Genomic DNA, 13,918 nt, shown 5'->3' on the forward strand with positions numbered 1-13,918 from the left:
GCATTAATCCGGAACCTCCGGCCGAGGCCGGAGGTTCCGCACGGGGTTCAGGGATGCGGGCGTTCGTCCACCACCTGGAGCACCTTCCCGGTACGCGGGTGCGTCACCAGCTCCGACGGCCGCACCCATTCGACGGTCAGCGGGTGCACCAGCCCCTCGGCCACGGACTTCGGGTAGAGCGGCTTGGCCGCGTACACGGCGTCCACGAGCCGCTGGGTCAGGCCGAGCGGCGGCTCCTGCGCGCAGGCCAGGCGGAGCAGCAGGCCGTCCTTGCCGTCCCAGCGGCGCTGGACCATCTGCATCGCCGACATCGCCCGGTCCGGGTCGGCGGCGACGAGCACGGCCCGGACGGCCTCGCTGGACATCGCCACCGTCTCCACCCTGGCCCCCTCGGACGTCCGTCCGACCAGCCGGAACGCCCGGCACTCGGCGTCGGTCCACTCCCCCAGATCGCCGACCGGGTAGCGGATGACCGGCATCAGCGTCCTGAACAGGTTTGTGACGACGACCCGGCCGCGCACCCCCGGCGTGCTGATCGGCTCGCCGGTCACCTCGTCGATCAGCTCCACCAGCGTGCGGTCGGGGAACGCCTCGTGCACCCGCACGTCCGCGCCCGCCACCGGCCCGCCGATCAGCCCGGCGTCCACCGAGGCGTAGCCGAGCGAGGCGATCGCCGCCCCGGGGAAGGCCTTGGCGAGCTGGGGACGCAGGTCGTCGAAGAGCAGGTCGCCGGCGAACAGCAGCAGCTCCACGGTGTCGGCGCTGCGCCCGCGCGCGATCACCGCCTCGGCCACCTTGCCGAGCTTCATCGGCGGCCCCGCCAGCACGTGGACGCCGAACAGCTCGATCAGGTCGGCGATGTAGCCGTCCGGGGCGTGGCAGGCGATGGGCAGGCGCACGTTCTCCACGGGGGCGTTGTGCAGGGCGTGCTCGATGTAGAGGAAGCCGCCGTACATCTCGCCGGCGGAGAACAGGTTCGCCACCCGGTGGCCGGGCCGCAGGCCCGCCTTCACCATGCCGGCGCCGAACGCGGTCACCGAGTCGGCGTGCTCGGAGCGCGTCCACGGGGAGAACTTGGGCGCTCCGGTGGTGCCGCCGGAGGCGTAGACGCCGGCGTCGGTGAGAGGGCCGGTCAGCAGCCGGTTGTCGGGGTAGGTGTTGGCGGCCCAGAAGGCGTCCTGGTCGATGATCGGCAGCGCGGTGAGGTCGTCCACGCCGTCGGGCAGGTCGCGGTAGGTCTCGGCGTAGAACGGCGAGTGCCGCCGGGCGAAGTCGATCAGGTCACGCAGGGACTTGGCGGGCATGTGTCACTCCTTGGGGTCGTCGGTGCTCAGATTCGGCTGTGGGCAAGGCTGGGGACCCGCGCCAGCACCCTGCGGCGGTAGAACCACCAATTGGTGGCCAGAAAGACGGCGTAGGCGCCGATGAACACCTGGAGGGCGGGCGCGACGGAACCGGATCCGGCCAGCGAGACCGCGAAGCCGCGCGGGATGAGGAACCCGCCGAACGCGCCGATCGCCGAGGCGATGCCGATGGCCGCCGCGGCCTCGCGCCTCGCCCGCAGCCGCACGTCCGCCGAGCCGTGCCGGGCCTGCGCGGTGAAGATGGCCGGGATCATCCGGTACGTGGACCCGTTCCCCGCCCCCGAGGCGACGAACAGCAGCAGGAACGCGCCCAGGAAGAGCGGGAAGCTGTGCCGTCCGAGCGCGGCCAGCGCGGCCACGGCCCCGGCGGCCATGACGACGAACGACCACGAGGTGACCCTGGCCCCGCCGTACCGGTCGGCCAGCCAGCCGCCGACCGGCCGCGCCAGCGACCCGGCCAGCGGCCCGATGAAGGCCAGGTACGGCGAGGCGGACTGCGCGAACACCGACTTGGCGACCAGTGGGAACGCCGCCGAGTATCCGATGAACGAGCCGAAGGTGCCGATGTAGAGGAAGGACATGACCCAGGTGTGCGGACGCAGGAACGCCCTGCCCTGGGTGCCGAAGCCGGTCCTGGCCACGGCCAGGTTGTCCATGAACAGGTACGCGCACAGTGCGGCGGCCACGATGAGCGGCAGCCACACCAGCCCCGCGTACGCCAGGCCGCCCGCCGCCACCAGCGGGATCAGCAGCTGCACGACCGCCACGCCCAGGTTCCCGCCGGCCGCGTTCACGCCCAGCGCGAACCCCTTGCGCCGCTCCGGGTAGAAGTAGGAGACGTTGGCCATGGAGGAGGCGAAGTTGCCGCCGCCGAGCCCGGCCGTGGCCGCGGCGACCAGGAACATCCAGTAGGGCCTGGCCGGATCGGTGACCAGCCAGGCCAGCAGCCCCGTCGGCGCCAGGAGCAGCAGGGCGCTGGCCACGTTCCAGTTGCGCCCGCCGAAGGCCGAGACCGCGAAGGTGTAGGGCAGCCGCAGCGTGCTGCCGACCAGGTTCGGCACCGCGACCAGCCAGAAGAGCTGGTCGACGGTGAACGGGAAGCCCGCCTTCGGCAGCAGGACGACGACGGCGCTCCACAGCAGCCACACCGCGAAGCCGAGATGCTCCACGAAGATGGAGAAGATCAGGTTCCTGGTGGCGACGCGGCGTCCGACGGCCGCCCAGAAGCCTGGGTCCTCGGGTTCCCAGTGCTCGATCCAACGCCCGGTTCGTCTATTCTGCCCGGTCATGGCGCCTTCCTTTCGTCGGTGGGCCGGCCGGCGACCACGACGCCGTGGCCGCGGAACTCGGCGACGATCTCGCCGGCCGGGTGGCGTACGGTGACGTCGTAGACGCCGTGCCGACCGTGTCTTGCCCGTTCCGTGGCCTCGGCCACCAGCACGTCGCCCGCCGCGGCCGGGCGCAGGAACGTGACCTGGGCGCTATGGGCCAGCATGACCGGTCCGCGGCTGTTGCAGGCGTGGTCGAAGGCGGCGTCGGCGAGCAGGAACAGGTAGCCGCCGTGGGCGACGCCGTGCCCGTTCACCATGTCCTCGGTGACGCGCATGCGCAGCCGGGCCCGGCCTCCGGCCGCCTCCTCCAGGGCGATGCCGAGCGCCCGGCAGGCCGGGTCCGGGCCGGTCACGGCGCGGCTCCGATCCAGGTCCTGGCCATGGTCCGGACGGCCGAGCCGTCGGGGTCGGCGAGTTTGCGGGCCACGTACTCCGACACCCAGGGGCTGGTCGGGATGCGGAAGGGCGGGTCGTCGGCGGTCAGCGCGTCCACGACGACGTCGGCCACCTGCCAGGAGGACTGGCCCGCGCCCTCCCAGCCGGGGCCGCACACCCAGTCGAGGTAGGCGTCGAACGTCGGGGCGTACGGGCCGGAGGCGGCCCGGATCGTCTTCCTATTGATGTCCGGAAAAATCCCGAACTGGGTGTCGGAGACGAAGCCGGGCACGACCACGCTCACCCGCACCCCGTGCTCGGCCGCGACCGGCGCCAGGCTCTCCATGAACCCCTCGACCGCCGCCTTCGCCGCCGCGTACGCCTCGTTGAACGGCTGGCCCACGACGCCGTGCACGCTGCCGATCGTCACCAGACGGCCGCCGGCGGCCCGCAGCAGCGGCATCGCGAGCCGGCTGACCTCGACGACGCCGAAGAAGTTGACCTCGAAGTTGGCGCGCAGCGCCTCCGCCGTGGACATCTCCATCGTGGGGTCGAAGTTCGACACGCCCGCGTTGTTGACCAGCGCGTCCAGCCCGCCGTACGTCTCGCGCACGCCCCGCAGGCAGGCCCGCGCCGAGGCCGGGTCGGTGACGTCGAGGCGGCGGACGTCCAGGGTGACGCCGGCCCGATCGGCCGCCGCGCGCAGGTCGCCGTCCCGGCCGGGGTCGCGCATGGTGGCCACGACCGTCAGCCCGGCCCGCGCGGCGACGACCGCGGTGGCCAGCCCAATCCCCGACGAGGTCCCCGTGATCAGCACTGTCGTCATGACGCGCTCCCCGCCAGGTGCGCCCGCGGCGCGGCCCGGTCCATCAGCGCCTGGAGGCCCGAGGCGGGCAGGAACGAGAACGCCGCCAGCAGCGTGCCACCGGCCATGACCGCCTGCGCCGCGCCGAGCACGCCCAGCGCGGGCGTCAGCAGGGTGACCGCCGACCCGCCCGCGAGCGCGGCCAGCGGGATCACCCCCCAGGTCGCCGTGCGGAACGCGGCGTGCATCACGCCCTGGTTCTCGGCGGCCATCCGCGACTGCCGGATCGGCGCGCTGCACACGTTGATGCACGACATGAAGAAGCCGTAGCAGCCGAACGTCACGCCGATCACCGGCGCGGCGGGCAGCGCGGGCGCGGCCAGCACGCCGAGGCCGACCAGGCAGTGCAGCAGGAGCGCCCACGCCATGGTCCGGCCGAGGCCGAGCCGGTCGCTGATCCTCGGGGCGACCAGCGCGCCGAGCACCGCGCCGACGGCCGCCGCCGACATCGCCGCGCCGAACACGCCCACCGAGACGCCGAGCCCCTGGTAGGCCAGCACCGGCAGGACCGTGACGAAGATCGGCCCGCCCGAGTTGAGCACCACCGCGGCCAGCACCACCCGCCGCAGCACCGGATCGGCCCAGTTCAGCCGGAACCCGAGCATCAGCCGCGAACGCACCGGCACCCGCTCCCCGGTCGTGACGCCCCACGGCTTCATGGCCCGCAGGCACGCCGCCGAGACCAGGTAGGTGGCCGCGTCCACGAGCAGCGAGGCCACGCCGAGCAGGTGGTAGAGGCCGGCCGCGATCGACGGCCCGGCCACCTCCGACACCGTGCTGCTGCCCTCCAGCCGCGAGTACGCCCGCACCAGCCGGTCCTGCGGCACGGTCGTGGGCACGGCGACGAGGTAGCCGATGTTGAAGAAGATGGTCGCGCCGCTGATCAGCGCCACGCACACGAACAGCACGGGCGTCGAGAGCACCCCGCACCAGTACGCGACCGGCATGGCCCCCACCGCCACCAGCCGGACGAGGTCGCACACGACCATGGTCAGCCGCTTGTCCCACCGGTCCACCAGCACCCCGGCGATCGGCCCCAGCAGCGGGATGCCCAGGTACTGGGCCATGGCCACGATGCCGACCTCCAGCGCGGAGGCGTGCAATACGAAGATCATCAGCGTCGGGACGACGAACACGGTGATCCGGTCGCCGAGCAGGCTCACCGTCTGGCCGCTCCAGTAGAGGCCGAACTCCCTGCCGAGCGACCCCGGCATCCTCACTGCTCCTCCCGGACGACGAACGACGAGGTCTTGCCGGTGCGGTCGTTGCCGATCAGCGCGTCCACCGCCCGTACGCGGAAGGAGCCGGGATCGTGCTGGAAGGCGGTGCTGAGGGTGAAGGTGGCGGCCAGAAGGTCGCGGCGCAGTCGTTCGGGCAGGTCGGGCGGGGCGTCCTGGCTGGTCAGCAGCAGCACGTCCACGCCGGAGACCCGGCCGCGCCGCTCGGTGACCAGGACCTGGGCCCGCAGCACGCCGGGCTCGCGCTCGGCCTGGGCGACGACGTCGTCCACGTGCAGGCCGAGGCCGCGTACCTGGACGACCGAGTCGCGGCGGCCCAGGATGCGCAGCGCCCTGCCGTCCCGGCCGCACGGGCAGGCGACGAAGCGGCCGGCGTCGCCGGTGCGGTAGCGCAGCACCGGGTTGAGCATGTCGGGGTCGAGCGTGGTGAAGTCCAGCAGCTCGTCGGCGTCGCTGTGGACGAGCTGGTCAGGCAGCGGGTGGAAGACGTCGGCCGGGCAGTCCGGGGTGTTGGTGGCCGCGACCCAGGTCTCGGTGCTGCCGAACATGCCCCAGCGGCGGGCGTCCGGGGCGACCTCGGCCAGGTCCTCGTCGAGCTGCGGATGCCACGCCTCGCCCAGCCAGAGCACCTTGCGCAGGGCGGGCAGGCGCAGCCCGGCGGCCCGCGCGTGGGCGAACCACAACCGCAGCACGCTGGGCGTCCCGCCGAACGCGGTCACCTTCCGGTCGGCGAAGAAGCCGAGCCAGTCGCCGTACTCGTCCCTGCCGACCGAGCCCAGGGCGATGACCCGGCAGCCGGACAGGTCGGCGAAGGCGGCGGCCAGGAAGTGGGCGCCCCACATGCGGCCGGCGCCCCAGGCGTTGACGAAGACGTCGTCCGGCTCCAGGGGCCGCCACTCGCGGTGCACGCCCGCCATGTAGAAGCCGGTGGGGGCGTAGCCGACCTTGGGCGCGCCGGTGCTGCCGCCGCTCTGGAAGAGCCAGGTCGCGCCCTGCCCGGCCTTGGGCTCCAGGTGGGCGAGGGCGACGTTGAGGTCGTCCTTGACCAGCGGGGGCAGGGCGGCCAGGTCCTCCAGCGTGAGCACCTTGCCGTGGCCCTCGTAGCGCGGCGCGAGCGCGGGCACGCTCCTCAGCCGCTCCAGCGAGCGCCTCGGGACGCTCAGGCGCGGCTCTGCCGCCTCGGGCGTCAGCGAGAACGATTCGGTCATGGGGGTCACCAGCTCTCGGGTTCGTGCGGGAGGCGTTCTTTGAGGAAGCGGGCGTGGCCGTCGCGGTAGGCCGTCCAGCGGGCCCGGGTGACGTCGCGCTGGAGGGTGCGGGCGGGGTCGCCCAGGTCGGGGGCGATCACGCCGTCGGGCTCCAGCTCGGAGAACCAATAGCGCTCGCCGTCGTGGAGGAAGTCGACGCAGAAGAACGGGATGGGCACCCGCTCGTAGAAGTACGCCGTGGCCGCCGCCAGCTCCGGCGGCACGGGCGGGAACTCCATCGTGCCGCCCCTGCTGGCGTTGGCGACCGGCGAGCCCGGCTCGGGGATGCGCTTCATGACGGCGTACGGCTCGCCGTCCACGACGTAGACGCGGTAGTCCACGGTGCCGTCGCCCAGGTACGGCTGGACCACGAGCGTGGTGTCGCCGCCCTGGGCGAGGCTGGCCAGGCCGCGCAGCTCCTCGGAGTCGCGGGCCAGGTTCACCCCGCCGCCGCCGCACCAGCCGGCGGGCTTGACCAGGGCCGGGTAGGTGAGGCCGGCGATCGCGGCCTCGTACAGGTGCTTGCTGGTGTCCCGGCCGGTGCCGATGCGCAGGGTCGGGATCGGCGGCACGGGCGAGTCGCGCAGCCGCAGGACGGTGGCCAGCTTGTCGTTGGCCACCGGCGACAGGGACGGCGGGAACGGCAGGTAGAAGCCGGCCTCCTCCAGGACGGCGTAGAGGGCGTACTGGTTGAAGACGTCCATGGACTGGTAGGGCAGGGAGTACAGGGCGGTGATGAAGAGCGTGTCCTCGGGGGTGACCGGCTCGTCGTCCACGTAGACGCGGGGGTTGCCGGGGTCCAGCGCGTCCACGGTGACCGAGTCCGGGGAGTTCCTGGTCCAGCGCAGGCCGAGTTCGGCGGCTACGTCCTCGTACAGGTCCCAGAAGAACGGGTGCCACATCGCGGTGGCCCGGGTGGACTCCCGGTCGGGGAAGATCCAGCACATGCGGCGCAACGGGGTCATGACTCTCCCTTCTGGCTCGTCCACCAGCGGCGGCCGGGCTCGGGCAGGGTGTCGATCGGGTCGTAGAAGGGGAAGCGGTGCTCAGGGCCGGGCGGCTCCAGCCCGATCCCGTGACTCCTGGTCCAGTACGAGACGCCGCGTTCCCGGTCGTAGGCGGCGGCCTGGTGCACCCAGCGCTTGCCGACGTAGGGCACGTCGCACACGATCCGGGGCGTGGCGTAGCCGGGCAGGTGGCCCATGATGGCCTCCTGGAGGCTGCGTGCCTGGTGGAGCGGGGTGCGCCAGTGCTCGGCGTTGGGGATCAGGTCGCAGACGTAGAAGTAGTAGGGCAGGATGCCGGCCTCGCCGTGCAGGGCGAAGCACAGGTCGAGCAGGTCGTGCGGGGTGGCGTTCACGCCGCGCATGAGCACGCCCTGGTTGCGCACGTCCCGTACGCCGGCCGCCAGCAGGGCCCCGGCCGCCTCGGCGACCAGCGGCGTCACCGAACGCGCGTGGTTGGCGTGGGTGTGCACGGCCAGGTTCACCCCGCGGGCGCGGGCCACGGCGGCCACCCGGCCCACGCCCTCGACCACGGCCGGCTGGAGCCAGTGCTGCGGCAGCCCGACCAGCGCCTTGGTGGCCAGCCGGATGTCGCGCACGGACTCCAGCTCCAGCAGCCGCAGCAGGAACGCCTCCAGCCGCGGCCACGGCATGTTGGCCAGGTCGCCGCCGGAGACCACCACGTCCCGGACGGCGGGCGTGCGCTTGAGGTAGTCCAGCATCAGCTCCTGCCGGTCCACCGGCCTGAGCGCGAGCCTGGCCTTGACGACCTGCGGCGTGGACGTGCCGACCAGGTCCATCCGGGTGCAGTGTCCGCAGTACTGCGGGCACGTGGCCAGCAGCTCGGCCAGCACCTTCGTCGGGTAGCGGTGGGTCAGGCCCTCCACCGCCCACATCTCGGCCTCGTGCAGCGAGTCGCGCTGGGCCCGCGGATGGCTCGGCCAGACCGGGTGCCGGTCGGAGGCGACCGGCAGCAGGTAGCGGCGGACCGGGTTGGCCAGGAACGCCGCCGTGAACGCGGCCGGGTCCTCCGGCTCGTCCGGCGCCATGACGTTGAGGAGCTGGGGCGTGACCAGCATGGACATGGTGGCGAACCGGGCCACGTCGGCGGCCAGGTCGGCGAGGAAGGCGTCCTGGAGCAGGTCGCCGGTCACGGCGCGCAGCTGCGCCGCGTTCCGCACACAGTGGGCGCGCTGCCACTGGGCGTCGCGCCACTGCGCCTCGGTGACCTCCCGCCAGCCCGGCAGCCGCCGCCAGTCGGGCTCGGCGAGCGCCCGCCGCGCGTACACGAAGGGGCGGACGCCGCCGGACTCGGCGGTCCCCGGCCCCGCGGCGCCGGACCGGGCACTGGCGGGCCCCGCGGCGTCGGACCGGGCGGTTCCGGTGTCGGCTGAGCGGGCGGTTCCGGTGGCGGCGACGGGGTGGCGGGGGGTGTCGTCGTGCGGGCTCATCCGGCGAACAGCGCCGCGTGCCGGGTGCGGAGCTCACGCTTGAGCACCTTGCCTGTGGGGCCGAGCGGGTAGTCCTGTTCGGTGCGCGCCAGGACCACGGCGGCCAGTGTGGCCAGGCCCGCGTCGGCCAGCGCCTTGTTGGCCTTCTCCCTGACCTCCTCGGCGGTGACGGCGGCGGCCCCGGCCTGCGTCCGTACGACGGCGATCGGCACCTGGCCCTCGGGCCCCGGCACGCCGACGACCGAGCAGTCCTGGACGAGGTCCGCGCAGTCGGCGATCAGCACCTCCTCGACGGGCAGGCTGTAGACCGGCCCGGCCGCGGTGTCGATCACGTCCACGGTGCGGTCGAGGTGGTAGAAGTTGCCCTCGGCGTCCCGGCGGGCGACGTCGCCGGTGAGCCAGAAGCCGTTGAGCTCGAAGCTGCCGGTCAGCCTCTGGTCGTTCCAGTAGCCGGGGGTGCGCGACGGAGTGATCACGCCCAGCAGGCCGACCTCGCCGTCGGGCAGCTCCCGGCCGTTCTCGTCGAGCACGGCGGCCTTGATCACCGCGTCCTGGGGCTTGCCGACGCAGCGGTCGGCGCGCGGCGTCTCGGGGGAGGTGACCTGGCCGAACAGCGCCATGCCCATCTCCGAGGAGCCGAGCCCGTCCACGAACTGGGAGCCGGGCAGCGGCTCGCCGGCGGCCTCGCCGCGCGGCAGCAGCCACGACCTGATCAGCCCCGCGGGCCGCTCGCCGAGCGTGACGAGCCGCCGGATGTGGCCGTAGTGGGCGCTGTCGCCGGTGTTGAACCAGGAGTGCACCCTGGCCGCGCCCCTGATCGGCAGCTCGCCGGTCGCCAGTTCCACGAACGTGCGCGGGAACGAGGCCACCATCGTCGGCTGGAACGCCTCCATCACCGGCTCCACGCCGGCGCGCCGCCAGTCCGACATGATCACGGTCGGCAGCCCGAGCAGGACCGCGGTGAGGAAGTAGCTGAGCCCGCCCGCGTGCGTGTGCGGCATGAGCGACATCAGCCGGTCGTACGGCTCCGCCGGGAAGCGCACCATCCGGAGCTGTTTGCCGTCCCAGAAGCTGCGATGCCCGAGGATGGTGGACTTGGGCGTGCCGGTGGTGCCCGAGGAGTGGATGAGCGCCACCACATCGTCCGGTTCATGCCGGTACGGGTACTGCTCCGGCAGGCCGCCCGACGCCGCGTCGTGGGCGCGCACCTCGGCGGCCAGGGCGAGGAACCTGGGCCGGGCCCGCGGCGTGTTGCGGTAGGCGAGCTGCAGCCGGGTCGTGTCGTCGGCGACGACGCCGACCACGCCGACGTGCTCCAGGTAGCCGGCCATGACGTCGGCCCGCATGGCGTCGTTGACCATCGCCGGGATTGCGCCGAGCGCGGTGAGCGCCAGGAAGTGCAGCAGCGGCTCCAGCCCCTCGGCCACGACGACGCCCACGGGCTCGCCGGGCCGCACGCCGTTGGCGTGGTACCAGGTGGCGTACCGGTCGCGCAGGGCCGCGAGGTCGGTCAGGCTGTGGCCGCGTAACACGACCTGGCCGCGGTGGTCGGTGTGGTGGCTGTGGACGAACGGCACCGCGCGGTTGGGGTTGGCCGCGAGGGCGTGGTCGAGGAAGTTGCCCGCGCCGAGGCCGGGCTCGGTCATGAAGCCCTCCCGTACGGTCAGGGGGGCGATCGGGGTCCGGTCAGTCATGGATGTGCCTCCAGGTCGCGTCGATCTCCGCGGCCACCCGGTGTCCTGAGCGGATGGCGCCTTCCATCAGGCCGAAGAACTCGGTGCTCGTCTCGGTGCCGGCCCAGTGCACCCGCTGGTGGGGGGTGGTCAGCCGCGGGCCGAGCCGGAGCCAGTCGCCCGGCCCGAACAGCGCCGCGTAGCAGCCCCGGCTGTAGTCGTCGCCGAGCCAGTCGGTCACGTGGCAGGCGTCCGGGGCGGGCAGCCCGGGGAACAGCCGCGCGACCTGGGCCCGCGCCCGCCCGGCCTGCTCGCGCGGGGGCAGCGCGGCGAACGCCTTGGCCTGCGCGCCGGTCACGAACCCGGTCAGCACGCCCGCCGAGCCGCCCGCGGGCGAGTCGTCCACGGTGGACAGCAGGGGGCCCTCCGCGCTGACCGACCAGCCCGACAGGCCCTGCTCGCGCCAGAGCGGCGCGGGGTAGACCAGGTGCACCTTCACCGCGCAGCCGGGCGCCGTACGGGGGCCCGACCGCGGCGCGGGCAGGCCCGGCCGGAACTCCATGGCGTCGGCGAGCGACGGCGGCACGGCGACCACCACCGCGTCCGCCCTGGCCGAGCCGGTCGCGGTGACGACGTCCACGCCGGAGTCGTCCTGGTGGACCGCGCGCACCGGCTCGCCGAGGCGCACCCGGTCGCCGAGCCGGGCGGCCAGGCGCAGGCACACCTGGTGGGCGCCGCCGTCGATCCGGTCCTCCTGCGCGCCGCCCGCGAAGGCGTTCAGGTAACGCAGCCCGCCGCCCGAGCGCAGGTAGAAGGCCAGGTGCAGGACGGACACGTCCGCCGGGTCCGCGGCCATCATCTCGCCGGCGAACAGCGGGAAGAACAGCCGCGCGTCCGGATGCGTCAGGTGCGCCTCGGCCCAGTCGGCCGCCGTGGTGGCGTCCAGGCGGGCGGCGTCCGGGGTCAGCCAGGGCGCGTCGGGGCGGACGGCGGCGGCCAGTTCCTCCAGCGCGTCGAACAGGCCGCCCAGCGCGACCGCCGACAGGGGCGGGAAACGGCCGGTCACGGGCTCGCCGCCGAGCGCGAACCTGGCCGCGCCGCCCACGGTGGCCGGGGTGGTCTTCAGGTCCAGCTCGGCCAGCAGGGCCGTCAGCGCGGTGTGCCGCTCCCCCAGGTACGCCGCGCCCGCGTCGGCCCAGCCGCCGGGGGCGACCTCGATGCCGTGCGTACGGCCGCCGACGCGGTCCCTGGCCTCAATCACGGTGACCTCGGCGCCGGACGCGGCCAGGTCGGCGGCGGCGGTGAGCCCGGCCAGGCCCGCGCCCACGACGACGACCTTCAAGCCCGGCGCCTTGACGCCCGCCTCCCTCAAGCCCGGCGCCTTGACGCCCGGGGCCCTCGTGCCCGGCTCGCTCATGCCAGGCTCGCGATCTTCTTGGCCAGGGCGGCCGGGGTGGGCGCGTCGAGGAAGTCGTCGAAGTCGAGCTCGGCGCCGCAGTCGCGGGCGATCGCGCTCAGGACGCGGGTGGCGAGCAGCGAATCCCCACCCAAGACGAAAAAGTCGGAATCATCCGTTATTTCGGGGTTTTCCAGTACCCGCCGGAAGATGTCAGAGACGGCGGTGACGTCCACGTACATGATCTCCTTCAGTTGGTGGTGTAGCGCCGGTGCGAACCGGCGCGGTCGACCTTGCCGCTGGTGGTGTAGGCCAGTTCGGGCACGACGGTGATCCGGCTGGGCACGAGGTGGCACGGCACCCGGTCCCGCAGGTAGTCCCGGACCTCGGCGGCCAGCCCGTCCTCGGTGTCCCGGCCGGGCTGCGGGCGGGGCACGACGTACGCGGCGAGGGTCGTGTGATCGGCGACCGTGACACCCGCCACCGCCACCGCGCCCACGCCCGGATGGCCGGCGATGTGCGCCTCGACCTCGGCCGGGTCCACCCGGATGCCCCGGATCTTGAGCTCGTGGTCGAGCCGGCCCTCGTGGACGAGCGCCCCGCCCCCGGTCACGGTGACCCGGTCGCCGGTGCGGAAGAACCGCCCGGACTCCGTCCCGGGGGTGACGAAGCGGGCGGCGGTCGCCTCGGGCAGGCCCAGGTAGCCCAGTGCCAGGGCCGGCCCGCCGACCAGCAGCTCCCCCTCCTCACTCACCCGCTGCACGACGTGCGGCAGCGCCCAGCCGATCGGCACCCGCTCGTCCCCCGGCGCCCGTTCCCCCGCGTCCCCGGGCGCCAGGGGGCCGTGCAGGTCGACGGCGTGCGTGATGAGGGTGGTCTCCGTGCAGCCGTAGGTGTTGAGCAGCCGGATGCCGCCGGTGTCCAGGGCCCGCCAGTCCGCCAGACGCGGCGGGCTCACGGCCTCGCCGCCGATGATCACCAGCCGGACGCACGCAGGCAGCGCGGCCCGCTCGTCCGCCAGGTGCCGTACCAGCTCGTGCCAGAACGCCGTCGGCAGGTCCAGCACGGTGACCCGCTCGTCGGCGACCGCGCGCAGCATCCGGCGGAACGACCCCGAATGCGCGCCGTCGTGGAAGACCAGCGCCGCCCCGCCGGTCAGCGCGGGCAGGATCTCCTCCAGGCAGGTGTCCCAGTTCAGCGAGGCGAACTGGAGCACCCGGTCGGCGGGGGTGATCCCGAACAGCTCGCGCAGCGCCCCGGTCACGACGGAGATCGCCCGCCTGGGCGTCACCACGGGCTTGGGCGCGCCGGTCGAGCCGGAGGTGAACAGGATGTACGCGGGCGTGCCCGCCTCGACGGCCGCGAGCTCGTCGAGCTCGTCCACCGGTCCGCCCTCCGGCTCGACGCGATCGGGCGGCTCGATCACGCGCACGCCGTCCGGGGCCCACGCGCCAGGTCCGGACGCGATCAGCGTGCGGCAGCCGGCCGCCGCCAGCACCGCCTCCCGGCGGGCCCGCGGGTGCGCCGGGTCGACGGGCACGTACGCGCCGCCCGCCGCGAGCGTGCCCAGCAGCGCGGCCACGGTCCCCGGCGTGCGGGACGTCAGCACGCCCACCGCCCCGGGATCGGGCCCGAGCCGCCGGGCCGTCGCGCGGACCCGGGCGGCCAGCTCGGCGTAGGTGAGGGTGCGGCCGGCGTGGACCAGGGCCGGACGGTCCGGGTGGCGCTCGGCCGTCCGGGCGAACTCCCGGAGAACGTCGTGGTGCGGTTCGGACAACGCTGCCTCTTCCCCGGGGTGACGCGGCGACGCCGGCCGCACGGCCCGCGCGTCTGTCAGCCCGTGTCAAGCGAATGTGGGGCGAACCAAGCGAGATCGCGTTCAGAGTGCAGCAGGCCGCTGCACGGGGGCTTGATGGCGTCAGGATTTCGGCTGTACTGCCTGTCATGTCTGCTGTACGGCGGCCTGCGACGTGG

General features: G+C 73.8%; 12 protein-coding genes. All 12 read right to left on the bottom strand.

The features are described 5' to 3' along the window. Nucleotides 1–47: 47 nt before the first annotated feature. From ACWCSU_RS37935 to ACWCSU_RS37990, 12 genes are read right to left on the bottom strand one after another with little or no spacing between them, the layout of a single operon-like run. Nucleotides 48–1,304 carry a phenylacetate--CoA ligase family protein gene (locus tag ACWCSU_RS37935; protein ID WP_449941653.1) on the bottom strand — a complete coding sequence of 419 codons (1,257 nt, stop codon included), beginning with the start codon at nucleotides 1,302–1,304 and terminating at the stop codon, nucleotides 48–50. A 26-nt stretch (nucleotides 1,305–1,330) separates the two neighbouring features. Beyond that, nucleotides 1,331–2,653, bottom strand: a complete 1,323-nt coding sequence (locus ACWCSU_RS37940) for an MFS transporter (RefSeq protein ID WP_449941654.1) — start codon at nucleotides 2,651–2,653, stop codon at nucleotides 1,331–1,333. After that, nucleotides 2,650–3,048, bottom strand: coding sequence for a hydroxyphenylacetyl-CoA thioesterase PaaI (gene paaI / locus ACWCSU_RS37945; RefSeq protein WP_449941656.1), 399 nt, complete (start codon nucleotides 3,046–3,048; stop codon nucleotides 2,650–2,652). The genes ACWCSU_RS37940 and paaI overlap by 4 nt, the downstream gene beginning before the upstream one ends. Further along, complete coding sequence (locus tag ACWCSU_RS37950; RefSeq protein WP_449941658.1) at nucleotides 3,045–3,896, bottom strand: SDR family NAD(P)-dependent oxidoreductase; 852 nt, start codon at nucleotides 3,894–3,896, stop codon at nucleotides 3,045–3,047. Before ACWCSU_RS37950 ends, paaI begins: the two co-directional genes overlap by 4 nt. Continuing rightward, nucleotides 3,893–5,149 (bottom strand): MFS transporter, encoded by a 1,257-nt coding sequence (locus tag ACWCSU_RS37955; protein ID WP_357707960.1) that lies wholly within the window; start codon nucleotides 5,147–5,149, stop codon nucleotides 3,893–3,895. Before ACWCSU_RS37955 ends, ACWCSU_RS37950 begins: the two co-directional genes overlap by 4 nt. Nucleotides 5,150–5,151: 2 nt before the next feature. Then, the gene (locus ACWCSU_RS37960; RefSeq protein ID WP_449941661.1) at nucleotides 5,152–6,381 is read right to left on the bottom strand and encodes a phenylacetate--CoA ligase family protein; all 1,230 of its coding nucleotides are present in this window, start codon (nucleotides 6,379–6,381) and stop codon (nucleotides 5,152–5,154) included. A 5-nt stretch (nucleotides 6,382–6,386) separates the two neighbouring features. Further along, a complete protein-coding gene (locus ACWCSU_RS37965) occupies nucleotides 6,387–7,385 on the bottom strand; it encodes an ATP-grasp domain-containing protein (protein ID WP_357707958.1) in 999 nt (332 codons plus the stop codon). Then, a complete protein-coding gene (locus ACWCSU_RS37970; RefSeq protein WP_449941663.1) occupies nucleotides 7,382–8,875 on the bottom strand; it encodes a KamA family radical SAM protein in 1,494 nt (497 codons plus the stop codon). Before ACWCSU_RS37970 ends, ACWCSU_RS37965 begins: the two co-directional genes overlap by 4 nt. Beyond that, complete coding sequence (locus ACWCSU_RS37975) at nucleotides 8,872–10,569, bottom strand: class I adenylate-forming enzyme family protein (RefSeq protein ID WP_449941665.1); 1,698 nt, start codon at nucleotides 10,567–10,569, stop codon at nucleotides 8,872–8,874. The genes ACWCSU_RS37970 and ACWCSU_RS37975 overlap by 4 nt, the downstream gene beginning before the upstream one ends. After that, nucleotides 10,562–11,965 carry a flavin monoamine oxidase family protein gene (locus ACWCSU_RS37980; protein ID WP_364087286.1) on the bottom strand — a complete coding sequence of 468 codons (1,404 nt, stop codon included), beginning with the start codon at nucleotides 11,963–11,965 and terminating at the stop codon, nucleotides 10,562–10,564. The genes ACWCSU_RS37975 and ACWCSU_RS37980 overlap by 8 nt, the downstream gene beginning before the upstream one ends. Next, a complete protein-coding gene (locus tag ACWCSU_RS37985) occupies nucleotides 11,962–12,186 on the bottom strand; it encodes an acyl carrier protein (RefSeq protein WP_357707953.1) in 225 nt (74 codons plus the stop codon). Before ACWCSU_RS37985 ends, ACWCSU_RS37980 begins: the two co-directional genes overlap by 4 nt. A gap of 8 nt (nucleotides 12,187–12,194) precedes the next feature. After that, a complete protein-coding gene (locus tag ACWCSU_RS37990) occupies nucleotides 12,195–13,721 on the bottom strand; it encodes an AMP-binding protein (protein ID WP_449941667.1) in 1,527 nt (508 codons plus the stop codon). Nucleotides 13,722–13,918: the final 197 nt, after the last annotated feature.

The organism is Nonomuraea sp. NPDC001699 (genome assembly GCF_053596455.1).